This window comes from Streptomyces sp. NPDC030222 (assembly GCF_055573115.1).
Window position 1 is genome coordinate 1 of the sequence record NZ_JBVICA010000037.1, and the last position, 22,538, is coordinate 22,538.

Below are 22,538 nucleotides of genomic sequence, written 5' to 3' on the forward strand. Positions count from 1 at the left end.
TCTCCCCGACCCACTCCCCTTGCACCACGACAACAAGTCTGGCCCCGCCACTGACCCGGCGGGGCCAGAACCCAACATCTTCATCAGTCTTCTAGGCGGCGTCGACGGAACGGCGCTCCCGGACGGTCGCCAGCACCGGACGGTCCGGCTGCAGGGTGAGCGCCGGCACGGGCCGTATCTCGCCGGGATCGACGTCCAGTTCGAAGCGCCGTGCCAGAACCGCCAGGACGAGCACCGCCTCGACCATCGCGAACCGCGTCCCCAGACAGACCCGCGGGCCGCCGCCGAACGGGAACCACGCGTACTCGGGTATCTCCTCGGCGCCCTCGGCCCAGCGATCGGGCCGGAAGCCTTCCGGCTCGGGGAACCACCGCGGATCGCGATGCGTCGCCCACTGGCTGGTCCACACCCTCGTGCCCGGTGCGACCGGCTCGCCCCCGATCGTCGCACCCTCCTTCGCCACACCGGTCAGCAACCAGATGGTCGGATAGAGCCGCAGGGTCTCCTTCACCACGGCCTGGGTGAAGGTCAGCTGCGCGTAGTCCTCGAACACGGGATCCCGGCCGTCCAGCACCCGGTCGAGTTCCTCGGCGAGTGCCACCCTGGCCCGCGGGTTCCGGGCGAGCAGATACCAGGCCCACACCAGGGTGCTGCTGGTCGTCTCGTGACCCCCGATGTAGAGCGTGACGGTCTCGTCGCGTATCTCGCGGTCCGAGAGACGGCTGCCCGTGTCGTCACGTGCGGCAAGCAGCCGGCTCAGCAGGTCCGGCCGTTCGGTGTCGCCGCCGCGGTGCCTGGCGACGATCCTTGCGACCTGGGCGTCGATCACCGCGGTCGCCCGGCGGACCCGGGCCCGCCCCGGGGTCGGCACCCAGTCGGGCAACAGGGCACCGATCCCGCTGAACTCCGCACCGATCTCCTGCTGGGCCACGTCCAGAGCGCGGCCGATCGCCTCGGCGTCGGCGTCGGTGTCCGCCCCGAAGATGGTGCGTACCGCGATCCGCTGGGTGAGCTCGGCCATCTCCCTCTTGATGTCGACGCGATCCCCGTCGCGCCACCGCCCGGCGAGCTCCGTGCTGCAGCCGGCCATCGTCGCCGCGTAGGCCCGGACCTGCTTGGGCCGGACCGAGGGCTGCACCAGTGACCGCTTGCGCCGCCAGTCGGCCCCACGGGCGACGACCACGCCGTTGCCCAGCAGGGTGCGAAGGGCGACCCCCAGGTCGGGCTGGTCGAAGGTGCGCTCGATCTCGACGAGCAACTCGCCGATGTGCTGCGGATCGGCGAGGAACAGCGAGGGTTTGGGGCCGAAGTGCCATCGCACCCTGTCCCCGCGATCGCGCAGCCTCTCGAAGAAGGCCAGCGGGTCCTTGCCGAACTCGGTCAGGTTGCCGAGCACGGGCACGCCCCGTGGCCCCGGCACCGTCCCGTTCCCCGATTTCCCGGCGGCCGCCGAGGTGAACTGCGTGGTCATGGTGGTCTCCCCTCCCCTGCCGACGCCGGTGGCGTCATGCGCCCCCGCGCACACACCCATCGAAACGGAAACCGACGACCGACGGCCACCCCTGTGGAAAACTCCGGTGGCGATCAAGCCGGTTGTGCACAAGCAGTGCGGCCCGGCCGGAAGACCGGCCGGGCCACCCGGGCGTTCGGTCAGCCGACCGAGCTGTACGCGACCACTCCGCGCAGCAGCGCGTCGATCGCCTTGCGGGAGTTCCGCGGCACCGTGCTGCCCTCGGCGGGGGCCGCCATCGCGATCTGGCTCAGCACGTCGATGACCTGCTTGCACCAGCGGACGAAGTCGCCGGCCGGCATGTCGGCCTCGCCGAGCACCTCGTCGAGGCTCTTGTCGGAGGCCCACAGATAAGCCGCCCAGGCGAAGCCGAGGTCGGGCTCGCGCTGGCCGACGCCCTCCGCCTGGTTGATCCTGTGCTCCTCCTCCAGGGCGTCCAGACGGCCCCAGATACGGACCATCTCGCCGAGCGCGGCCTTGACCCGGCCCCCGGGCACCTTGGGCGGAAGGGCGTCGTCGGCCTGCCGCGCCTCGTACACCAGAGCCGAGGCACAGGCGGCCAGTTCGGCCGGCTTCAGGTCCTCCCAGACGCCCTCGCGCAGGCATTCACTGGCCAGCAGGTCGAGTTCGCCGTAGAGGCGGGCGAGCCGCTTTCCGTGCTCGGTGACCTCGTCGCCGCGGAGATAGTCGAGCTCGGTGAGCAGCGCGACGATCCGGTCGAAGGTGCGCGCGATAGTGTTGGTGCGGCCCTCGATGCGCCGCTCCAGCTGCCGGGTGTCGCGGCGCAGCCGGTGGTAGCGCTCGGCCCAGCGGGCGTGGTCCTCGCGCTCGTCGCAGCCGTGGCAGGGGTGGGCGCGCAGCTCGGCCCGCAGCCTGGAGAGCTCACGGTCGTCGGCGGCCGCAGAGCGCTGTCTGCGGTGCCGCTCCGGAACGATGTGCCCCGCCTTGGTGCGCAGCGCGGACGCCAGGTCGCGCCGGGACTGCGGGCTCCGCGGATTGAACGACTTGGGGATACGCATCCGCTCAAGGGCCTCGACCGGCACCGGGAAGTCGATCGAGGCGAGCCTCTTGACCTGGCGTTCGGCGGTGAGGACCAACGGCCGCGGACCGTCGTGGTGTTCGAAGCCCCGGTGACCGTTGGACCGTCCGGCGGGCAGTCCCGGATCGAGGACCAGTGCCAGACCGGCGAACTTGCCCGTCGGCACATGGATGACGTCGCCCGGCTTGAGCTTCTCCAGCGAGGCGGCGGCCTGGGCCCTGCGCTGCACGGCGCCCTGCTTGGCCAGTTCGGTCTCGCGGTCCTTGAGCTCCCGGCGCAGTCGCGCGTACTCCTCGAAGTCGCCCAGGTGGCAGGTCATGGACTCCTTGTAGCCAGCGAGGCCCTCTTCGTTGCGCTGGACCTGGCGCGATATGCCGACCACCGACCGGTCGGCCTGGAACTGCGCGAAGGACGTCTCCAGCAGCTCACGGGACCGGTGCCGGCCGAACTGGTCGACCAGGTTCACGGCCATGTTGTACGACGGCTTGAAGCTGGAACGCAGCGGGTACGTACGGGTGCCGGCGAGGCCCGCGAGGGCGCCGGGGTCCATCCCGCGCTGCCAGAGCACCACGGCATGGCCCTCGACGTCGATGCCGCGTCGTCCGGCCCGGCCGGTGAGCTGGGTGTACTCGCCGGGGGTGATGTCGGCGTGCTGTTCGCCGTTCCACTTGACGAGCTTCTCCAACACCACCGAGCGTGCGGGCATGTTGATGCCGAGCGCCAGCGTCTCGGTGGCGAACACCGCCTTGACGAGACCGCGGACGAAGAGCTCCTCGACGACTTCCTTGAACGTCGGCAGCATGCCCGCGTGGTGGGCGGCGATTCCCCGCTCCAGGCCCTCCAGCCACTCGTAGTACCCGAGGACGTGCAGGTCCTCCCGGGGAATGGCCACGGTGCGGGTCTCGACGATCTCACGGACACGGGCCCGGGCGGTGTCGTCGTTGAGCCGCAGCCCGGCCTGCAGGCACTGCTGCACGGCCGCCTCACAGGCGGCGCGGCTGAAGATGAAGGTGATGGCCGGCAGCAGTCCGGCGGCGTCGAGACGCTCGATGACCTCGGGGCGGCCGGGGGTCCAGATGCGGCTGCGCTGCCGGCGCTCGCGCTCGCGGTCGGCCTCGCGGACCATCTTCCCCCGGCGCCGGTCCCTGGGGTTGTAGGTCGTGCGGCTGTTCTCCATCCGGGCCATGCGCAGCAGGTCCGGGTTGACCTCGCGGCGGGCGCCGCCGCGCCCGCCGTGGTCGGTGGACTCCTCGAACAGGTCGTACATCCGGCGTCCGGCCAGCACGTGCTGCCAGAGGGGCACCGGGCGCTCCTCGGCGACGATCACCTCGGTGTCACCACGCACGGTGTCCAGCCAGTCACCGAACTCCTCCGCGTTGGAGACCGTCGCGGAGAGGGAGACCAGCGTGACCGACTCGGGGAGGTGAATGATCACTTCCTCCCAGACGGCGCCCCGGAAGCGGTCGGAGAGGTAGTGCACCTCGTCCATCACCACGTAGGCGAGGCCGCGCAGGGTCTGGGACCCGGCGTACAGCATGTTGCGCAGGACCTCGGTGGTCATGACGACCACGGGGGCCTCGGAGTTGACGCTGTTGTCCCCGGTGAGCAGGCCGACCTTCTCGTGCCCGTACCGCCGGACCAGGTCGGTGTACTTCTGGTTGGACAGCGCCTTGATGGGCGTGGTGTAGAAGCACTTGCGGCCCTCGGTGAGGGCCAGGTGCACGGCGAACTCGCCGACGATGGTCTTGCCCGAGCCGGTGGGGGCCGCGACGAGCACGCCCTTTCCGGCCTCCAGGGCCTTGCACGCCTCTATCTGGAACGGGTCCAGTTCGAAGTCGTAGAGCTCGCGGAAGGGTGCGAGAGCAGTGGCCTGCTCTGCGGCGCGAAGCCGGGCGGCGGCGTACGCCTCAGCTGGTGAGAGGTCCTCGGTCATCTTGTCTTCGAGACTACCCGTCCCCTCCGACAGTCGGCGCGATCTTTATCCTCACCCGCCCCTGATCGACGATCTCCGCCGCTCGGTCGACGCCGGCCGGGCAGCACGGAAGGACCCGACAGCGCGGGAGCACGGAAGGGCCGGACGCCTCCTTCGGGTGTCCGGCCCTTCCTGTGCTTCGTGCCTCCGGGAGGCGCGGCTCGCGGGTTCCCGCGTTTCTCAGGTGACGTCGTCGTAGCCGTTGACCCGGCCGGTTCCGGTGCGGGCGTCGTTGCCGGAGGCCTGCTCCGGGAGCGCGCGGGCCGGTGCGACGGCACTGACCTCGCCGATCGCCGCCGGGGTGAGATCCAGCTCGGAGGCCTCGTCGTCGCTCAGCTCGGCGTCGGGGTCGTTCCGCCTGCGGCGCTTGTCGTTGAGGAGCGCCACGCCGACCGCGATGAAGTACAGAACGATGATCGGCCCGGCGAGAGCGATCATGCCCAGGGGGTCGGTGGACGGTGTGGCGATCGCCCCGAAGACGAAGATGCCCATGACCACGCCCCGCCACCAGCCGGCCATGCGTCGGCCGGTCACGATCCCGGCGAAGTTCAGCATGATCAGGATCAGCGGCAGCTCGAAGGAGAATCCGAAGATCAGTACCATCCGGACGGCGAAGTCCAGGATCTTGTCCACTTCGAGGAAGTTCGCCGCAGTGTCCGGTGTGATGCTCAGCAGCACGCTCATGCTCACCGGCATGATCAGGAACGCGACGTACGCGCCCGCGAAGAACAGCGGGACGGCCAGGGCGGCGAACAGGTACGTGTACTTGCGCTCGTGCTTGTGCAGACCGGGTGCCACGAAGGCCCACAGCTGGTAGAGCCACACCGGGCAGGACGCGATGATGCCCGCCATGAGCACCACCTTCACCGTGGTGGTGAACGGCGACAGCAGGTCGGTGTAGACGATGGTGGCGCACTTGCCGCCGGTCTCGAGGACACCCTTCTCACAGGCGTGGACCGGTGAGGCCAGGATGCGCATCAAGTCCTGGCTGTAGAAGGCGGCGACGACGGACGCGATGATGATCGCGAGCATCGCCTTCGCGAGGCGGTTGCGGAGCTCGCGAAGATGCTCCACGAGAGGCATCCGCCCCTCGGGGTCCTTCTCCTTCTTACTGCGGGCAAGCTTGGGCAACCCACGTCCTCATCTCGTCGGGCAGACCGCGAACGGCGGCCCCTGGGGTCAGCGCTTGGCGGTGTCGGTGGGCTCGGTCACCGGACGGGCGCTCGTCACGTCACCGGGCGCAGCCTGGATGGTGCGCGGGGCCGCGGCCTGGTCGGCCGGCTGCTCGGAAGCGGGCTGCTGCCCCTCGGACTTCATCGCCTTGGCCTCGCTCTTGAGGATGCGGGCGGACTTGCCCAGCGAGCGCGCCATCTCCGGGAGCTTCTTGGCACCGAAGAGCAGCACGACGACGAGGAGGATCAGAGAGATCTCGAGGGGGCCGATCTGTCGGAACATGAATGTCTACCTTCTCACCGAGGCGGCATGGGGGTCGGGCGGTCGGCCGAACAAGGAACCCGGTCCGAAAGCCCAGCCGTCTGCGATCGTAACGCGCAGGGGTGAACGCCGGGCAATGCCCGTGCATACTCCCGTTTGCGGCGCATGTGATCCCACCTGCGCCGGAACATCAGCGTACCTCCGAGTCGGCCGCCTTCAGGCACCGCTCGGCCCGAGCTGCCCTACCTCAGGGAGCTGCCGGTGCGCGCCAGGGATTCCGCCGCGCGGTCCAGGTCCTCGGCGGCGTCGTTGATGCGTTCCGCGGCGCGCGCCACCTGGCGGCCGAGCCGCTGGGCCTCGAGGAAGACCCGCACGGCCAGGACGCCGAGAACGGCGATTCCGCAGAATCCCAGAGCAATCGCGATCATGGGCCAGAGCATGGACCGAGCCTAGACGGTGGAGTGGAGGCGCAGCGTCCGCACGCCGCCCCCGGTGAGCAGTTCGACGATGCGGTCACCGGCCGGTTTGCGGACCGCCGAACCGCACTCGGGGCAGGTGAACGAGTAGAAGGTGGTGCGGCTGCTGGCACCGATCGCCAGGCGCAGGGCTCCGGCAGCGAGCTCGAAGCGGGCGCGGCAGTCCGGGCAGGCCGCCTTGAAGAGGACGGGAGCCACGGAGGCGGACAGTCCGGGCATGGGCGACATGATTCGCGATTCCCCTCAGTTCTGGCTGTGTCCGGTGGCGTCCGAGTTCCGGTTCTGCCCGGTGGCTTCCGCGGTGTCCGCGCGCTCGTACGCGGCGAGCGCCTCGCGGGCCGCCTGCCGCGCGCTGTCCGCGAGCGCGCTCGGGGACACGATGCGCCCGTCCCGGCCGAGCCGCAGCGCGAGGCGGCGGAGCGAGGCCGGGTCGGGGGTGCGCAGGGCGATCCGCAAGCCGCCGTCGGGCAGCTCCTCGGCGGTGTCGTGCGGGTAGTACTCGGCGACCCAGCGTCCGCCGGGGCCGACTTCGACGATCACCTCGGGGTCCTCCGCGGAGGGCTGCACGAGCCCGGCGGAGAGGTCCCTGAGTTCGATCTCCGGTGGTGCGGACGGCTCGTCGAGGATCCTGATCTCGGCGACCCGGTCGAGCCGGAAGGTGCGCCGCGCCTCGGAGGTGCGGCACCACGCCTCCATGTAGGTGTGGCCGACGGCGAAGAGCCGGATGGGGTCGACCTCGCGTTCGGTGAGCTCGTCACGGGCCGGGGAGTAGTAGCGCAGCCACAGCCGCCGGCGTTCCGATATGGCCCGGTCGACCTCGGCGAACACTCCGCCTTCGGATTCGAAGGTGACGGAGAGGCGTGAACTGGCGCCGGCGGCCTCGCCGGCGGCGGCCTCCAGTTTGGCGGTGGCGCGGACCAGGGCCTGCCGGTCGCTCTCGCGCAGTCCGGGCAGGGTGGCGACGGCGCGGGCCGCCACGAGCAGCGCGGTGGCCTCGTCGGCGGCGAGCCGTAGCGGCTCCCCGGTGCTGGTACCGACCGCGTCCGGGTTGTGCCACCAGATACGGTCACCGTCGGTGTCGATGTCCAGCAGATCGCCGCCCCGGAAGCTGGTTCCGCACATGGGCAGCACGTCGAGGTCGGAGATCAGCTCGTCCTCGGTGATGCCGAAGGCGCGGGCGACGTCACCGACGCGGGCGCCGGGGCGCTCGCGCAGATAGGTCACCAGGGAGAGCATCCGCCTGGTCTGGTCGATGGCGTTCGCAGCCATGGTCTTTCCCGTCCCCCTCAGTCCTCGGCCACGGCGCGCAGCCGGTCCAGTACGTCGGCCCGCAGATCGGCGGGTTCCCGCACAACGACGTCGGGGCCGAACTCCACGAGCCAGGCGTCGAGGCCGTGGCCGTACGGGATCTCCAGTTCGTCCCAGCCGTCCCCGACCTCCCGTGTCGAGGTGGCGCGGGCGCGCAGCGGGTAGCCCGCTCCGGAGCGCAGCCGGATCACGGCGGACCGGGTCGCGGTCTCACCCGCCCAGGTCTCCACGGTCTCGCGGACCGTGACGACGTCCGGGACAGGTGCGGTGAAGGCACCGGCCCGGGAACGTACCCGGCCGGTGATCCGGGAGAGCCGGAAGACGCGCTCGGCGCCGCGTTCCCGGTCCCAGCCGGCGAGGTACCAGTGGCCCCGCCAGCATTCCAGGGTCCAGGGCTCGACATGGCGGGACTCGGCGCGCACGGCGTTGGACTTGCGGTAGTCGAACACGACGGGACGCCGGTCGCGGCAGGCGAGCATCAGGGGCTCGAAGGCCACCTCGTGGACCGGAATGCGCGGTTCGAGGGCGCTGTGCGGGCCGTCGGCGTACGGCTCGTCGGCCTCGGGCATGCCGGCGGCGCGGAGCTTCTGCAGGGCGCCGCTCGCGGCTCCGGCGAGCCGGGCCTGCTGCCAGACCTTGGCGGCCAGCCCCAGGGCCGCGGCCTCCTCGGCGTCGAACTCGATGGGCGGGAGGCGGTTGGAGTCCCGGCGGGCCAGGTAGCCGGTTTCACCTTCGAGGTTCTCCACGGTCTCGATGACCAGGCCGAGTTCGCGCAGATCGTCCTTGTCCCGCTCGAACATCCGGTTGAACGAGTCGTCCGAACCGGCTTCCATGTAGGCCTCGATGGAGCCACGGAGCTCACGCTTGCTCAGCGGGCGGCGCGTCTCGAGCAGACACAGCGCCAGATTCATCAACCGCTCGGCCTTGGCAATGGCCATCGACGCCCTACACCTCTTCTGCTCGTATCGCTTCCCGCCCGCTGACCGTACCGCTCCGGGGTGTCGTGGGAAAAGCCGAGGGCCCGTGCGGGAGGCACGGGCCCTCGTGGTGCGTCCGCGCCGGAGTACGGACGCCGGACGCGAATCGATCAGACCGCGACGAGGTCGCAGACGAAGATCAGGGTCTCGCCCGGCTTGATCGCACTGCCGGCACCGCGGTCGCCGTACGCCAGGTGGGGCGGGATGATCAGCTGTCGGCGGCCGCCGACCTTCATGCCCTGCACACCCTTGTCCCAGCCCTGGATGACCTGGCCGACACCGAGCTGGAACTTCAGCGGCGTACCGCGGTTCCAGGAGGCGTCGAACTCCTCGCCACTGGAGAAGGCCACGCCCACGTAGTGGACGGAGACGAAGTCGCCGGCCTTGGCCTCGGGGCCGTCGCCCTCCCAGATGTCCTTGATCTCCAGGTCGGCCGGCGGCTCGCCGCCCGGGAAGTCGATCTCGGGCTTGTCGATGCTCACAGAAATGCTCCTTGTGATGTTGCGTGCAACCCGGACAGTCTCACAGATCCGCGGTCAGACCGCTCCGAGGATGTCCACGACGAAGACCAGCGTGTTCTTCGAGAGCTGGCTGGTCGGGTCGGCGCCGTAGGCGAGGGACGGCGGGATCACCAGCAGGACGCGGTCCCCGACGTTCTTGCCGACCAGGCCCTTGTCCCAGCCCTGGACGACGGATCCGGTGCCGATCTGGAAGGCGGTGGCGCCGCCGTGGTCCCAGGAGGAGTCGAACTTCTTCCCGTCCTCCCACTTCACACCGGTGTACTGGCCGATCAGGCCCTGGCCCGCCTCGACCTTCGGGCCGGTGCCCTTGATCAGCACCTGCTCCTTCAGCTCGGTCGGAGGCTTCTCGCCCTTCGGGATCGTGATCGTGGCGGCCTTCTGCCCCTCGGCCTTCACCGTCGGCATACCGGGCGCGGGGGGCGCCTGCTGGCCCTTCACCTCACCCTTGGCGTCGACGGAGGCGGCGCCGTCCAGATCGACGACCCAGATCAGCGTGTCCTTCTCGGTGATCCCGGACTGCGGGTTCAGGCCCTGGCCGACGAGATCGCCGGCGGTGCCCTGGATCAGCACCCGGCTGCCGGCCTTCTTGCCGGCCACGGCGTCCAGGACCTTGGCGGGCAGCTGCTGGCTGGGCTCGCCCAGGCGCTCCACGGGCTGCCGGTGGGGCTGCTTCTCGCCGCCCGGCGCGGACCACGTGCCGCCGAGGTCGGCGTCGTCGTTCCACTTGCGGACGGTCCAGTCCACGCGGACGAAGTCGCCCTTCTTGGCCTCCGTCCCCTTGCCCGCGATGACCGTCTCGGTCACGGTCTTGCCGGCGGGCTTGGCGTCCTTGGCCACGGAGATCTCGGGCTTCTCACCGAACTTCCCCTTGACCTCGGCCACGCCGCCGGACGACTCGTCGGAGTCCGACCCACACGCGGCGGTGAACAGCAGGACGGGCACGGCCAGCAGAGAGGCGATACGTCGCTTGGTGTTGTAGTTCATCAGTCCAACTGGGAGTCGAGGCCATGGGCAATGGCCGCCACTCTACGGCGTGAAGGGGACTCCGCAAGGAAAAGCCGCACTACGGGCGCGCAGCGCCACGCGCGGACGGCCCCCGGCCTCCGGGGAGGCAGGGAGCCGTCGTCGGCCGTCACGGGGCACATCGCCGGTCCGGCCGGGAGGCACTCCCGGCGCGCGTCACATTCCGGCGATCAGCTTCTCCACCCGGTCGTCGACCGAACGGAACGGGTCCTTGCACAGGACCGTGCGCTGCGCCTGGTCGTTGAGCTTCAGGTGCACCCAGTCGACGGTGAAGTCCCGCCGCTGCTCCTGCGCGCGTCGGATGAAGTCGCCGCGGAGCCGGGCGCGGGTCGTCTGCGGGGGCACCGACTTGCCCTCGAAGATCTTCAGATCGTTGCAGATCCTCGCGGCCTGGCCCCTCTTCTCCAGCAGGTAGTAGAGCCCTCGGCGGCGGTGGATGTCGTGGTAGGCGAGGTCTATCTGGGCCACCCTGGGGTGAGACATCGTCATGTTGTGCTTGGCCCGGTACCGCTCGATGAGCTGGTACTTCATGACCCAGTCGATCTCGGTGGCGATCCGGTCGAGCTCCTCCTCGTGGATCGCCTCGAGGGTACGGCCCCACAGCTCCAGGACCCGCTCGACCGTGCCGGTGCGGATGCCGCGCCTCTCGCAGAAGTCCACGGCCTTGTCGTAGTACTCCTGCTGGACCTCCAGGGCGGAGGCCTCCCGTCCACTGGCCAGCCGTACCTTGCGCTGGCCCGTGATGTCGTGACTGACCTCGCGGATCGCGCGGATCGGGTTCTCCAGAGTGAGGTCGCGCATCACCGTGCCCGCCTCGATCATGCGCAGGACGAGGTCGGTGGCGCCCACCTTGAGGAGCATGGTGGTCTCGGACATGTTGGAGTCACCGACGATGACGTGGAGCCTGCGATAGCGCTCGGCGTCGGCGTGCGGTTCGTCCCGGGTGTTGATGATGGGGCGCGAGCGGGTGGTGGCGGAGCTGACGCCCTCCCAGATGTGCTCGGCGCGCTGGCTCACGCAGTAGACGGCGCCGCGCGGCGTCTGCAGCACCTTGCCCGCACCGCACAGGAGCTGGCGGGTGACCAGGAAGGGGATGAGGATGTCCGCGAGCCGGGAGAATTCTCCGTGCCGCGCGACGAGGTAGTTCTCGTGGCAGCCGTAGGAGTTTCCCGCCGAGTCGGTGTTGTTCTTGAAGAGGTAGACGTCGCCCGCGATTCCTTCCTCGTGGAGGCGACGTTCTGCGTCTACGAGCAAGCCTTCGAGGATGCGCTCGCCGGCCTTGTCGTGGGTGACCAATTCGGTCACGTTGTCGCACTCGGGAGTTGCGTATTCCGGATGCGAACCCACGTCGAGGTAGAGGCGGGCGCCGTTCCGCAGGAAGACATTGCTGCTGCGGCCCCATGACACGACACGGCGGAAGAGGTAGCGCGCCACTTCGTCAGGAGACAGTCGGCGCTGTCCCCTGAACGTGCACGTGACGCCGTACTCGTTCTCCAGCCCGAAAATGCGGCGGTCCATGACAGAACATTACGCCTGATGCCCTGAGCTGAAACCGGGTTCGCCCACCCCGCTCCGATCGTTTTCGCCAACTTCCGCGATCCGCTCGGTGCGGCCGGGACCGCCGAGGGCGCGCGCGGTGGCCAGCAATACCAGGAATGCGGTCACACCTCCGCCGCCGGCCACGGCGAAGCCCGTGGCCGTCCCGCCGAATTCGACGGCGGGGCCGGCGGCCGCCGTGCCGAGGGCGGCACCCACGCCGAAGGCCGTGACCAGCCAGGAGAACGCCTCGGTCACGGTGCCGCGCGGCGCGTGCCGGTCCACCACGATGAACACGCAAGCCAGGGAGGGGGCCAGGAAGACGCCCGAGAGCACCGCGAGGGCGGCCATCGCCGGCAGGCCCGGCGTGAGGGCGAGCGGCAGATACCCGGCGGCGAGCAGGGCCACCAGCACCCGCAGGCGCTTCTCGGGGGCGCCCTGCCACTGGCGCGCCCCGTAGGCCACGCCGCCCAGGAGGGCGCCCAGGCCGTTCGCGGCCATCAGCCAGCCGTAGACGGAGGCGTCGCCGCGGTCGTCGGCGTAGGCGGAGGCAGCCACGGTGATCGCGCCGAGGGAGAGGCCGACGAAGAAGAAGGAGGCCAGCAGGGACAGCAGCCCGGGCGAGCGCAGGGCGCCGAGCCAGTGGGCCTCGCGCGGCGCCGACCGCCAGGCACGAGAGGGGGCGGACAGCACCACGGAGAGGGCACCGAGGATGCCGAGCACGTTGATCACGAGCAGCGCCGCGGCCTCCGACCGCAGGGAAACCCCGAGCGTGACGAGCAGCGGGCCCACGGTGAACATGATCTCCTGGGCGACGGCGTCCATGGCGTACGCGGTATGGACCTGGTCCGCACGGCGCAGCACCGAGGGCCACAGCGCCCGCAGCCCGCCCTCCAGGGGCGGCGTGAACAGCCCTGCGACGAGCACGGCGGCGTAGGCGACCGTGAGGTTCCCGATGCCGGTCACCGCGAGCAGAGCCATGCCGAGGGCCGACACGACGGCCGCGGGCAGCATCACCCGCGGCTGGCCGCGCAGGTCGACAGCACGCCCGAGCAGTGGCTGGCCGACGGCGTTCGAGAGGCCGTACACCGCGGTCAGGGCGCCGGCCAGGGAGTAGCTGCCGCCTTGCGCCCGTACGAAGAGCACGATCGCGACGGCGGCGGTGGCATTGGGCAGTCGGCCGACCAGTGTGCCGGCCAGGAGCCGCGCCGCATGCCGGGTCCGGAGGATCTCGGTGTAACCCGCGGCCATGCCGACTCCCTGAGCGCTTCGCGAGTGTTACGTATAACTTCCTCCGTCATACGTACCATGTGGCGAGTCCCCCGGTCCACCCGGCGAGGAGTGGCACCGCGTGCGGGGGCGACCGCATCGACAGCGAGAGGTGACAACCGGTGACCACCAGCCCCGAGCCGGCCGTGAGCCGTCCGACGAGCCGGGACGTGGCACGGGCCGCGGGGGTGTCGCAGGCGACGGTGTCCCTGGTACTCGGGGACAAGTGGCGCGGCCGGGTGTCCGAACGCACCGCGGAGCTGGTGCGGCGGACCGCCGGCGACCTGGGCTACCGGCCCAATCTCGCGGCCCGCAACCTGAGGACGGGCCGGACCCGTACGGCCCTGCTGGTGGTGCCGGCGCTCACCAACGAGTTCTTCGCCCGCGTCTACATGGGAGCGGCGAGGGTTGCCGCAGAGCACGGCTTCGGCGTGGTCCTCTACCCCTCGCCCGAAGGTGTCGGCCCGGCCCGGGACCCCTTCGCGTCGGCCCGATCAGCCCTGGACGGGGTCATCGCGTCCTCCATGGCGTCCCAGGCCCTGGCCGCCATCCGCGGCACCGACCTGCCGCTGGTCATGCTGGACAGCGATCCCTCCGACACGGTTGCCGCCGCCCATGTGAACGTCGATCTCGCCGACGGCATGCGCCAGGTGACGGAGCATCTGCTCGGACTGGGCCACCGGCGCTTCCTGCACCTCGCCTCGGCGGTTCCGTCATGGACCTTCGACGTCCGGGCACGGGCGATGGCCGAGACGCTGCGCGGCACCCCCGAGGCGAGCCTGCGGACCGTCCCGACGTTGATGAGCGTGGACGCCGCCAGGGAAGCCGTGGAGCGGGCCCTGTCCGCCGCCCCGACGGGCTCCCGCCCCACGGCACTGATCTGCGACGACGACGTCCTCGCCGCCGGCGCCTGCAAGGCGGTGCGGAGGCTGGGCCTGCGCGTGCCGGAGGACGTGTCCGTGACGGGTTTCGACGACCTGTCCCTCGCCACCGCCGTCGAACCGGAGCTGACGACGGTGGGACTGCCCGCGGAGCTGGTGGGCGAGCACGGCATGACGGCCCTCCTCGCGGTCCTGGAGGGCCGCGCACCGGACACCGGAACCCTGCGCGTCCACTTGGTCGTCCGTGGCTCCACGGCCCCGCCGCGGGCCTAGGGGGGTCCGGGTGGGACAGGGGCGGATAGCCCGGGTCGTCTGGTGCCGTGGATTGCAAGGCGGAGGATGGGGGTCCCCCGCCGAAGCCAGGGGAGATGGAGGGAGTCCGTGCGGAGCATCGGCGACCGGTGACGACGCCGCAAACCGCGGTGCCAGGCGGGCCGGGCCCGGCCATGATCCACCGGAGACCCCCTGGGGACGTCCGGCGGATCAGGTCCGGGCCCGGCCCGTCCGGCGCCGCCCGCCCGGGTACGAAGGGATCGCCGCCCCGGAACGACGCCGACGCCCCGGGTCCACCGTCATCGGCGGCCGGGGCGTCGGTGTGTCCGTGCGCGGAGCGGCTAGGGGGTGTCCGGTGGATCGGGTCGGACAGCCCCTACTCTTCCTCGGAGTCCGAGGGCACTTCGGTGGGCGCCGAGGCCGCGTCCTCGGTCTGCAGCAGCCGCGACAGCTGACGTCCCACGATCCGCTTGAACTTGCGCTGCTGCGGGCGGGTGCGGTCCAGGACCGCCACCTCCAGGCGTTCGGCGGGGATCTCCCGCTCGCTGCCGTTGGTGTCCCGCGAGAGGGCCTGGACGGCCAGCTTCAGTGCCTCGGCGAGGGTCATGCCGTCCCGGTGCCGCTGGTCGAGGAAGGAGCTGATCTGCTCGGCGTTCCCGCCGACCGCGACCGATCCGTGCTCGTCCACGATCGAGCCGTCGTGCGGCAGCCGGTAGATCTGGTCCGACTCCGGGGTGGCCCCCACCTCGGCGACGACCAGCTCGACCTCGTAGGGCTTCTCCCCCACACTGGAGAAGATCGTTCCCAGGGTCTGCGCATAGACGTTCGCGAGCCCACGGGCCGTCACGTCGTCGCGGTCGTAGGTGTATCCGCGCAGATCCGCGTAGCGCACACCGCCGATGCGGAGGTTCTCGTACTCGTTGTACTTGCCGGCCGCGGCGAAACCGATGCGGTCGTAGATCTCGCTGAACTTGTGCAGGGCACGGGACGGGTTCTCGCCGACGAACACAATGCCGTCGGCGTACTGCAGCACGACCAGGCTGCGACCACGCGCGATGCCCTTGCGGGCGTACTCGGCCCGGTCGGCCATCGCTTGCTGGGGTGAAACGTAGAACGGCGTCGACACCGGCTATCCGTCCCTTTCTGTCAGTGGCGAGCGGTTTCCGGTCACAGCAGGGAGGCTCGGGGGCCGTCGGGCTGCTCCATCCGCTGCTGGTGGATGGCGCCGGCGATCTCCGCGGCCTGCTCCTCGGTCAGCTTCCGGAAGCCCTCGTCGTTGATGACGGTGACGATCGGATAGATACGGCGGGCCAGGTCCGGGCCGCCGGTCGCCGAGTCGTCGTCTGCGGCGTCGTACAGTGCCTGCACGACCAGAGTCGTGGCCTGCTCCTCGGTCAGGTCCTCGCGGTACAGCTTCTTCAACGAACCACGGGCGAAGATCGAGCCCGAGCCGGTGGCGGCGTAGCCCTTCTCCTCGGAGCGGCCGCCCGTCACGTCGTAGGAGAAGATCCGGCCCTTCTCCCGGTCCAGGTCGTAGCCCGCGAACAGCGGGACCACGGCCAGGCCCTGCATGGCCATGCCCAGATTGCTGCGGATCATGGTGGAGAGCCGGTTGGCCTTGCCCTCCAGGGAGAGCTGGGCGCCCTCCACCTTCTCGAAGTGCTCCAGCTCCAGCTGGAAGAGTTTCACCATCTCCACGGCGAGGCCCGCCGTGCCGGCGATGCCGACGGCCGAGTACTCGTCGGCCGGGAACACCTTCTCGATGTCCCGCTGCGCGATCATGTTGCCCATCGTCGCCCTGCGGTCACCGGCGAGCACCACACCGCCGGGGTAGGTCGCTGCCACGATGGTCGTACCGTGCGGCGCCTCGACGACGCCCTGCACGGGCGGCAGCACCCGCTTGCCGGGCAGCAGCTCGGGCGCATGGTCCGACAGGAAGTCCATGAACGAGGACGAGCCCGGCGTCAGGAAGGCAGCCGGTAGACGCCCGGTGCTGCGAGTGTTGGCTTCCACGCGTTTCCTTCCGGATAGGCGGCGGCCCGCCTCCGCGAGGCCGGGCCGATCTTGCAAACTGTGCACGGACCCTACCCGGGCCCGCGCCGGTCATCCGTCCCGGCACCGGCGGTACCGGGACGAACGACTGGGGCACCTCCGGGACGAACGTCCCGGAGGGCTACTGTCCGCCCTTTTGTACGAACGATCGTACGAAGTCCTCGGCGTTCTCCTCGAGGACGTCGTCGATCTCGTCCAGCACGGAGTCGACGTCGTCGGAAAGCTTCTCCTGGCGCTCCTTGAGGTCCTCGGAAGCCTGCGCCTCCTGCGCCTGCTCCTCGGCACTCTCGGTGGAACGTGTGGCCTTCTGCTGGCCGCCGCCGGTGTCCTTGGTCGCCATGTCCCTCACCCCGCTCGGTTTGCCCTGACGTGATCTGGATCAGTCAAGATCAGACCCTACAAGCAGGGTCTGACTTCGGCCCCGCACTTTCCTCAACGTCCGGGGCTCATCCCCATGATTCCCGGACGCCGGCACTTTCAGCCGCCCGAGAGCACCCGGACCAGGTCCGCGGCCGTGCGGCAGCGGTCCAGCAGTTCCTTGACGTGGTTGCGCGTACCGCGCAGCGGCTCCAGCGTGGGGACCCGCTGGAGCGAGTCCCGGCCCGGCAGATCGAAGATCACCGAGTCCCAGGACGCGGCGGCCACGTCGTCCGCGTACTGCTCCAGGCAGCGGCCCCGGAAATAGGCCCTGGTGTCCTCCGGGGGCTTGGTCTCGGCCCGCTCCACCGCGGACTCGTCCAGCAGCCGCTTCATCTTCCCGCGCGCCACCAGACGGTTGTACAGGCCCTTCTCGGGCCGTACGTCGGCGTACTGGAGGTCGACCAGGTGCAGCCGCGCGGCGTCCCAGTCGAGCCCGTCGCGACGCCGGTAGCCCTCCAGGATCTCCCGCTTGGCGATCCAGTCCAGCTCCCCCGCCAGACTCATCGGATCGGTCTCCAGCCTGCCGAGGACGTCCTCCCAGCGCATGAGCACGTCCTTGGTCTGCTCGTCCGCGTCGTCGCCGAAGCGTTCGTCGACGTACTTGCGGGCCAGCTCGAAGTACTCCATCTGCAGCTGCACCGCGGTGAGCGACCGGCCGCTGCGCAGTGTGACCAGGCGCTGCAGACCGGGATCGTGCGAGACCTGGTGCAGGGTGCGGACCGGCTGCTCGACGGCCAGGTCGACGGTGATGAAGTTGTCCTCGATCATGGACAGGACCAGGGCGGTCGTGCCCAGCTTGAGGTAGGTCGAGATCTCGGAGAGGTTGGCGTCCCCGATGATCACATGGAGTCTGCGGTACTTCTCGGCGTCGGCGTGCGGCTCGTCCCTGGTGTTGATGATGGGCCGCTTCAGCGTGGTCTCCAGACCGACCTCGACCTCGAAGTAGTCGGCGCGCTGACTGATCTGGAAGCCGTGCTCGTGGCCGTCCTGGCCGATGCCCACCCGGCCGGCACCCGCGAAGACCTGGCGGCTCACGAAGAACGGGGTCAGATGGCGCACGATCTCCGAGAAGGGGGTCTCCCGCTTCATCAGGTAGTTCTCGTGCGTGCCGTAGGACGCACCCTTGTTGTCGGTGTTGTTCTTGTACAGGTGGATGGGCTGGGCGCCCGGCAGCTGGGCGGCCCGCTCCGCGGCCTCCGCCATGATCCGCTCCCCCGCCTTGTCCCACAGGACGGCGTCACGGGGATTGGTGACCTCGGGAGCGCTGTACTCGGGGTGCGCGTGGTCGACGTAGAGCCGCGCGCCATTGGTCAGGATGACGTTGGCCAGACCGATGTCCTCGTCCGTGAGCTGGCTGGAGTCGGCCACCTCGCGGGCGAGGTCGAAGCCCCGGGCGTCCCGCAGCGGGTTCTCCTCCTCGAAGTCCCAGCGGGCACGCCGCGCCCGGTGCATCGCCGCCGCGTAGGCGTTGACGATCTGGGACGAGGTGAGCATGGCATTGGCGTTCGGGTGGCCGGGGACGGAGATCCCGTACTCCGTCTCGATTCCCATTACTCGCCGTACGGTCATGCGGCCCTCCTTGCCCGGCGGCGCCCCCGCGCGGGGGCGGCGCTCAAGTACCGCGGTGCTCCGATGCGTGTGCGGTGCCCGTCCCCGCACTGCGCAACACGGCGGTACCGAAGAGCCTAGAACGCCTCTGCGCTGGTGGGGAGATCAATTCGGTCATTGCTCGGTGTGCTCGTGGATCTGCGGAAAGCAGCGGCTGCGGATACCCAGCCGGGCATCCGCAGCCGGTCTGCGATCTACAGGTACTGACCGGTGTTCGCCACCGTGTCGATGGAGCGTCCGGTGTCCGCGCCCTGCTTTCCGGTGACGAGGGTGCGGATGTAGACGATCCGCTCGCCCTTCTTTCCGGAGATCCTGGCCCAGTCGTCCGGGTTGGTGGTGTTGGGCAGGTCCTCGTTCTCCTTGAACTCGTCGACGCATGCCGCGAGCAGGTGGGAGACCCGCAGACCCTTCTGGTTGTGGTCGAGGAAGGCCTTGATCGCCATCTTCTTGGCCCGGTCGACGATGTTCTGGATCATCGCTCCGGAGTTGAAGTCCTTGAAGTAGAGGACTTCCTTGTCGCCGTTCGCGTACGTGACCTCGAGGAAGCGGTTCTCCTCGGTTTCCGCGTACATCTGCTCGACGACCGACTGGATCATGCCGTGGACCGTGGCCTCGGCGCTGCCCTGGTGCTCGGCGAGGTCGTCGGCGTGCAGCGGGAGGGTCTCCGTGAGGTACTTCGCGAAGATGTCCTTGGCCGCCTCGGCGTCCGGACGCTCGATCTTGATCTTCACATCGAGCCGGCCCGGCCGCAGGATGGCGGGGTCGATCATGTCCTCGCGGTTGGAGGCGCCGATGACGATGACGTTCTCCAGCCCCTCCACACCGTCGATCTCGGCGAGCAGCTGCGGGACGATCGTGTTCTCCACGTCCGAGCTGACACCCGAGCCCCGGGTGCGGAAGAGGGACTCCATCTCGTCGAAGAAGACGATGACGGGGGTGCCCTCGCCGGCCTTCTCCCGGGCGCGCTGGAAGACGAGGCGGATGTGCCGCTCGGTCTCACCGACGTACTTGTTGAGGAGTTCGGGACCCTTGATGTTGAGGAAGTAGCTCTTCCCCGCGGGCTGGCCGGTGACCTCGGCCACCTTCTTGGCAAGGGAGTTGGCGACGGCCTTGGCGATCAGCGTCTTGCCGCAGCCGGGCGGGCCGTAGAGCAGGATGCCCTTGGGCGGCCGCAGTTCGTGCTCCTTGAAGAGGTCGGGGTAGAGGTACGGGAGCTCGACCGCGTCGCGGATCAGCTCGATCTGGTTGCCCAGGCCGCCGATCTTGGAGTAGTCGACGTCCGGGACCTCTTCGAGGACGAGTTCCTCGACCTCGCTCTTCGGGATGACCTCGTAGACGTAGCCGGAACGGGTCTCGAGCAGCAGGGCGTCGCCGGGGCGGATGGTCGCCTCCAGCAGCGGCTCCGCGAGCCGCACCACCCGCTCCTCGTCGGTGTGCCCGAGGACCAGGGCACGCTCGCCGTCCTCGAGGATCTCCTTGAGGGTGACGATCTCGCCGGTGCGCTCGAACTCCATGGCCTCGACCACGTTGAGGGCCTCGTTGAGCATGACCTCCTGGCCGCGCCGCAGCTCGTCGAGCTCGACGCCGGGACTGACGTTCACCCGGAGTTTGCGGCCCCCGGTGAAGATGTCCGCGGTGCCGTCCTCGTTGGCCTGCAGGAAGACACCGAAGCCGGCCGGCGGCTGGGCGAGCCGGTCGACCTCTTCCTTGAGGGCCACGATCTGGTCCCGGGCCTCGCGGAGAGTGTTGGCGAGCCGCTCGTTCTGAGCGGACACGCCGGCCAGGTTGGTCTGCAGCTCGACGATCCGCTCCTCGAGAATCCTCGTGTGCCGCGGAGAGTCGGCGAGCTTGCGCCGCAGGACGGCGATTTCCTGCTCAAGATAGGCGATCTGACCGGCAGGGTCATCGGACCCCCGACCCGGCCGGATGCCGCGGTTGATGTCGTCGTCGTGGGCTGCCACGGTCCTCACCTCCTCCAAGGGGAGCTGGACGCTTCCAGACCCTACCTGCGTGGGTGCCGATTGAAACCCCTAGATCACAAAGACTGTCGGGGCGTGTCCGATCTTCACCCTTGCGTAGTCCCCCGTGCCTGGGGAATACCCACCCATCAACATCGGAAAGCGGGCGGTTGTATCGTCGAATCGGTCAACACCCGTCAGGGCTGGCTTCAATTGGTTCAAGCGCGCAGGAAACGGCAGGAGACATGACCGTGCAGCACGAGGCACCCACCGGCGACGGTGTCGCGTCCGGTGACGCGCTCGAGGTGTGGATCGACCAGGACCTGTGCACCGGCGACGGCATCTGCGCCCAGTACGCGCCCGAGGTCTTCGAGCTGGACATCGACGGTCTGGCTTATGTGAAGAGCGCCGAAGACGAACTCCTCCAGGAGCCGGGCGCCACCACCCCGGTCCCGCTCCCCCTCCTGGTCGACGTCATCGACTCGGCGAAGGAATGTCCCGGCGACTGCATCCACGTACGCCGCGTTTCGGACAAAATCGAGGTCTACGGTCCCGACGCGGAGTGACCGAATCATGACCCTGGGGTGACCGCTCGGCCGCCCTGGGGGCCGGCGGCGGTGCTCCGGATGAACTTCCCGTTGCGCCACCGCCAATTGATCTGCTGCTCCTCGTCCGGGCAGCACCGCGGAACGTCCGGGGACGAGTACCCGAGCATCGTCGCGGCGACCACACCGCCGCGGACCGCCAGGCCCGAGACGCTGAGCCGCTCCCCCGGGTCGACGAGCGTCGCCACCACCCGCCCCGCGGAGCCCGCCCCGGGGGACGCCGTGAGCACGTAGACGCCGTGCGGCGGAGTGCCGGATCCGGACACGCAGCGCACCGCGGCCACCGACTCGGGCCGCCCGTCGCCGTCCAGGTCTCCCGACGCCTTGCGGTCCACCGTGGTGCCCGCCCCCGCGCAGTCCAGCGGAAAGCTCGCACGCGCCGGGTCGGGGGCGGCGGGCGCCGGTGCGCCCTGGGCCGTCCTGCTCCCGGCCTGGTTGGTCGCCGTCGCCCGGGCAGGGTCCAGGAGACCCGCCGCGGCGACCACCGCGGCCATCGCGGCCGCGGTCGCCAGCCAGTGCACCGGGCGGGCGTGGGTGTGCGCGAGGTCCGGGACGGCGGAGTTGTGCACGCGAACTGTCTCCTGTGACGTGATGTGCCGACGGGAATCCGCGGGAGGGAGAGGGCAGCATCGTGCCGCAGGTCACAGGGCGCCGGAACGCCGGGGTCCGTGCGTTTTCCGTGATGCCAAGACGAAGACGCCGCCGCCCAGTTCCCGGTCTGTCCGGGGAACTGGGCGGCGGTTCGCACGTCTTGCGGGGGTCAGTCCTTGTTCGGGCCCTCGTAGTCCTCGCCGTAGGCGCCCTTGGCGGGGCGGCGGCGGCGCAGCGGGGGCTCGACACCGTCAGCGAGACGGCGGGCCGTGACGAGGAACCCGGTGTGTCCGATCATCCGGTGGTCGGGCCGGACGGCGAGGCCCTCCACGTGCCAGTTCCGGATCATGGACTCCCAGGGCTGCGGCTCGGCGAAGCAACCGATCTCGCGGATGGACTCGACCGTCCGCGCCAGCTGGGTGGTGGTCGCCACGTAGCAGCACAGGATGCCGCCGGGAACCAGGGCCTTGGACACGGCGTCCAGGCACTCCCAGGGCGCGAGCATGTCCAGGATCACGCGGTCGACGTCGGTGTCCGTCAGGTTGTCCTGGAGGTCGCCGACGGTCAGCTGCCAGGCGGGGTGCGGTCCGCCGAAGTAGCGTTCGACGTTCTGCTGGGCGATATCGGCGAAGTCCGCGCGGCGCTCGTAGGAGTGCAGCATGCCCTGGTCGCCGATCGCCCTCAGCAGGAAGCTGCTGAGCGAACCCGATCCCACACCGGCTTCCACGACGCGCGCGCCGGGGAAGATGTCGGCGAAGGCCAGGATCTGCCCCGCGTCCTTGGGGTAGACCACGGCGGCGCCGCGGGGCATGGACAGGACGTAGTCGGGGAGCAGGGGACGCAGCGCGAGATAGGCGACGTTTCCCGTGGTACGGACAACACTGCCCTCGGGAGCGCCGATCAGCTCGTCGTGGGGGAAGGAACCCTTGTGGGTGTGGAAGTTCTTCCCGGCCTCGAGCGTGAACGTGTAGTGGCGTCCCTTGGGGTCGGTGAGCTGGACCTGGTCCCCGACCTTGAAGGGCCCGCGACGGCGGGCGGCACCGGTCGGTTCGGACATGTGACCAGGGTACCGGCTTTCCGGGGCG

Annotated in this window: 21 protein-coding genes; 2 read left to right on the forward strand and 19 right to left on the reverse strand. The window is 69.9% G+C overall.

Annotated features, from left to right (window positions below):
• Positions 1-91: 91 nt before the first annotated feature.
• The 12 genes from ACZ4Z5_RS32545 to ACZ4Z5_RS32600 form a co-directional block, all read right to left on the reverse strand.
• Positions 92-1,471: a cytochrome P450 gene (locus tag ACZ4Z5_RS32545; protein ID WP_468269737.1), complete on the reverse strand. Its 1,380-nt coding sequence runs from the start codon at positions 1,469-1,471 to the stop codon at positions 92-94.
• A gap of 179 nt (positions 1,472-1,650) precedes the next feature.
• Positions 1,651-4,482 carry a DEAD/DEAH box helicase gene (locus tag ACZ4Z5_RS32550; RefSeq protein ID WP_468269739.1) on the reverse strand — a complete coding sequence of 944 codons (2,832 nt, stop codon included), beginning with the start codon at positions 4,480-4,482 and terminating at the stop codon, positions 1,651-1,653.
• A gap of 219 nt (positions 4,483-4,701) precedes the next feature.
• Entirely contained in the window at positions 4,702-5,652 is a 951-nt protein-coding gene (gene tatC, locus ACZ4Z5_RS32555; RefSeq protein WP_468269741.1) for a twin-arginine translocase subunit TatC, read from the reverse strand.
• 48 nt (positions 5,653-5,700) lie between these two features.
• Complete coding sequence (gene tatA, locus ACZ4Z5_RS32560) at positions 5,701-5,976, reverse strand: Sec-independent protein translocase subunit TatA (RefSeq protein ID WP_468269743.1); 276 nt, start codon at positions 5,974-5,976, stop codon at positions 5,701-5,703.
• A 221-nt stretch (positions 5,977-6,197) separates the two neighbouring features.
• The gene (locus ACZ4Z5_RS32565) at positions 6,198-6,395 is read right to left on the reverse strand and encodes a hypothetical protein (protein ID WP_468269745.1); all 198 of its coding nucleotides are present in this window, start codon (positions 6,393-6,395) and stop codon (positions 6,198-6,200) included.
• A 9-nt stretch (positions 6,396-6,404) separates the two neighbouring features.
• Positions 6,405-6,650, reverse strand: coding sequence for a hypothetical protein (locus tag ACZ4Z5_RS32570; RefSeq protein ID WP_468269747.1), 246 nt, complete (start codon positions 6,648-6,650; stop codon positions 6,405-6,407).
• A 24-nt stretch (positions 6,651-6,674) separates the two neighbouring features.
• Entirely contained in the window at positions 6,675-7,700 is a 1,026-nt protein-coding gene (locus ACZ4Z5_RS32575; protein WP_468269749.1) for a helix-turn-helix transcriptional regulator, read from the reverse strand.
• 17 nt (positions 7,701-7,717) lie between these two features.
• Positions 7,718-8,677: a helix-turn-helix transcriptional regulator gene (locus ACZ4Z5_RS32580; RefSeq protein WP_468269751.1), complete on the reverse strand. Its 960-nt coding sequence runs from the start codon at positions 8,675-8,677 to the stop codon at positions 7,718-7,720.
• Between the two features lie 149 nt (positions 8,678-8,826).
• Complete coding sequence (locus ACZ4Z5_RS32585; RefSeq protein WP_468269753.1) at positions 8,827-9,198, reverse strand: FKBP-type peptidyl-prolyl cis-trans isomerase; 372 nt, start codon at positions 9,196-9,198, stop codon at positions 8,827-8,829.
• A 54-nt stretch (positions 9,199-9,252) separates the two neighbouring features.
• Positions 9,253-10,221 (reverse strand): FKBP-type peptidyl-prolyl cis-trans isomerase, encoded by a 969-nt coding sequence (locus ACZ4Z5_RS32590; RefSeq protein WP_468269755.1) that lies wholly within the window; start codon positions 10,219-10,221, stop codon positions 9,253-9,255.
• A 195-nt stretch (positions 10,222-10,416) separates the two neighbouring features.
• The gene (gene pafA / locus ACZ4Z5_RS32595; RefSeq protein WP_468269757.1) at positions 10,417-11,778 is read right to left on the reverse strand and encodes a Pup--protein ligase; all 1,362 of its coding nucleotides are present in this window, start codon (positions 11,776-11,778) and stop codon (positions 10,417-10,419) included.
• 9 nt (positions 11,779-11,787) lie between these two features.
• A complete protein-coding gene (locus ACZ4Z5_RS32600) occupies positions 11,788-13,047 on the reverse strand; it encodes an MFS transporter (protein ID WP_468269759.1) in 1,260 nt (419 codons plus the stop codon).
• Between the two features lie 140 nt (positions 13,048-13,187).
• On the opposite strand from ACZ4Z5_RS32600, the gene ACZ4Z5_RS32605 reads away from it, so the two are divergent.
• Positions 13,188-14,219 carry a LacI family DNA-binding transcriptional regulator gene (locus ACZ4Z5_RS32605; protein ID WP_468269761.1) on the forward strand — a complete coding sequence of 344 codons (1,032 nt, stop codon included), beginning with the start codon at positions 13,188-13,190 and terminating at the stop codon, positions 14,217-14,219.
• Between the two features lie 376 nt (positions 14,220-14,595).
• Here the strand turns inward: ACZ4Z5_RS32605 and prcA are convergent, their stop codons facing one another.
• The 5 genes from prcA to arc form a co-directional block, all read right to left on the reverse strand.
• The gene (prcA, locus tag ACZ4Z5_RS32610; RefSeq protein ID WP_468269763.1) at positions 14,596-15,345 is read right to left on the reverse strand and encodes a proteasome subunit alpha; all 750 of its coding nucleotides are present in this window, start codon (positions 15,343-15,345) and stop codon (positions 14,596-14,598) included.
• A gap of 41 nt (positions 15,346-15,386) precedes the next feature.
• Positions 15,387-16,232 carry a proteasome subunit beta gene (gene prcB, locus ACZ4Z5_RS32615; RefSeq protein ID WP_468269765.1) on the reverse strand — a complete coding sequence of 282 codons (846 nt, stop codon included), beginning with the start codon at positions 16,230-16,232 and terminating at the stop codon, positions 15,387-15,389.
• A 160-nt stretch (positions 16,233-16,392) separates the two neighbouring features.
• Entirely contained in the window at positions 16,393-16,611 is a 219-nt protein-coding gene (locus ACZ4Z5_RS32620) for a ubiquitin-like protein Pup (RefSeq protein ID WP_468269767.1), read from the reverse strand.
• A 137-nt stretch (positions 16,612-16,748) separates the two neighbouring features.
• A complete protein-coding gene (gene dop, locus ACZ4Z5_RS32625; RefSeq protein ID WP_468269769.1) occupies positions 16,749-18,260 on the reverse strand; it encodes a depupylase/deamidase Dop in 1,512 nt (503 codons plus the stop codon).
• A 233-nt stretch (positions 18,261-18,493) separates the two neighbouring features.
• Positions 18,494-20,260: a proteasome ATPase gene (gene arc / locus ACZ4Z5_RS32630; RefSeq protein ID WP_468269771.1), complete on the reverse strand. Its 1,767-nt coding sequence runs from the start codon at positions 20,258-20,260 to the stop codon at positions 18,494-18,496.
• A gap of 242 nt (positions 20,261-20,502) precedes the next feature.
• Here arc and ACZ4Z5_RS32635 point away from each other — a divergent pair, with 242 nt between their 5' ends.
• Positions 20,503-20,823 (forward strand): ferredoxin, encoded by a 321-nt coding sequence (locus ACZ4Z5_RS32635; RefSeq protein ID WP_468269773.1) that lies wholly within the window; start codon positions 20,503-20,505, stop codon positions 20,821-20,823.
• Positions 20,824-20,828: 5 nt separating this feature from the next.
• Here the strand turns inward: ACZ4Z5_RS32635 and ACZ4Z5_RS32640 are convergent, their stop codons facing one another.
• Together ACZ4Z5_RS32640 and ACZ4Z5_RS32645 are read right to left on the reverse strand one after the other, a co-directional pair.
• Positions 20,829-21,431, reverse strand: a complete 603-nt coding sequence (locus ACZ4Z5_RS32640) for a hypothetical protein (RefSeq protein WP_468269775.1) — start codon at positions 21,429-21,431, stop codon at positions 20,829-20,831.
• 191 nt (positions 21,432-21,622) lie between these two features.
• Positions 21,623-22,510 carry a tRNA (adenine-N1)-methyltransferase gene (locus ACZ4Z5_RS32645; RefSeq protein WP_468269777.1) on the reverse strand — a complete coding sequence of 296 codons (888 nt, stop codon included), beginning with the start codon at positions 22,508-22,510 and terminating at the stop codon, positions 21,623-21,625.
• Between the last annotated feature and the right edge of the window lie 28 nt (positions 22,511-22,538).

Coding starts and splice junctions, on each gene's coding strand:
- ACZ4Z5_RS32545 (WP_468269737.1), bottom strand. CDS start 1,471: ATGACCACGCAGTTCACCTCGGCGGCCGCCGGGAAATCGGGGAACGGG.
- ACZ4Z5_RS32550 (WP_468269739.1), bottom strand. CDS start 4,482: ATGACCGAGGACCTCTCACCAGCTGAGGCGTACGCCGCCGCCCGGCTT.
- tatA (WP_468269743.1), bottom strand. CDS start 5,976: ATGTTCCGACAGATCGGCCCCCTCGAGATCTCTCTGATCCTCCTCGTC.
- ACZ4Z5_RS32565 (WP_468269745.1), bottom strand. CDS start 6,395: ATGCTCTGGCCCATGATCGCGATTGCTCTGGGATTCTGCGGAATCGCC.
- ACZ4Z5_RS32570 (WP_468269747.1), bottom strand. CDS start 6,650: ATGCCCGGACTGTCCGCCTCCGTGGCTCCCGTCCTCTTCAAGGCGGCC.
- ACZ4Z5_RS32575 (WP_468269749.1), bottom strand. CDS start 7,700: ATGGCTGCGAACGCCATCGACCAGACCAGGCGGATGCTCTCCCTGGTG.
- ACZ4Z5_RS32580 (WP_468269751.1), bottom strand. CDS start 8,677: ATGGCCATTGCCAAGGCCGAGCGGTTGATGAATCTGGCGCTGTGTCTG.
- ACZ4Z5_RS32590 (WP_468269755.1), bottom strand. CDS start 10,221: ATGAACTACAACACCAAGCGACGTATCGCCTCTCTGCTGGCCGTGCCC.
- pafA (WP_468269757.1), bottom strand. CDS start 11,778: ATGGACCGCCGCATTTTCGGGCTGGAGAACGAGTACGGCGTCACGTGC.
- ACZ4Z5_RS32600 (WP_468269759.1), bottom strand. CDS start 13,047: ATGGCCGCGGGTTACACCGAGATCCTCCGGACCCGGCATGCGGCGCGG.
- ACZ4Z5_RS32620 (WP_468269767.1), bottom strand. CDS start 16,611: ATGGCGACCAAGGACACCGGCGGCGGCCAGCAGAAGGCCACACGTTCC.
- dop (WP_468269769.1), bottom strand. CDS start 18,260: ATGACCGTACGGCGAGTAATGGGAATCGAGACGGAGTACGGGATCTCC.
- ACZ4Z5_RS32635 (WP_468269773.1), top strand. CDS start 20,503: ATGACCGTGCAGCACGAGGCACCCACCGGCGACGGTGTCGCGTCCGGT.
- ACZ4Z5_RS32645 (WP_468269777.1), bottom strand. CDS start 22,510: ATGTCCGAACCGACCGGTGCCGCCCGCCGTCGCGGGCCCTTCAAGGTC.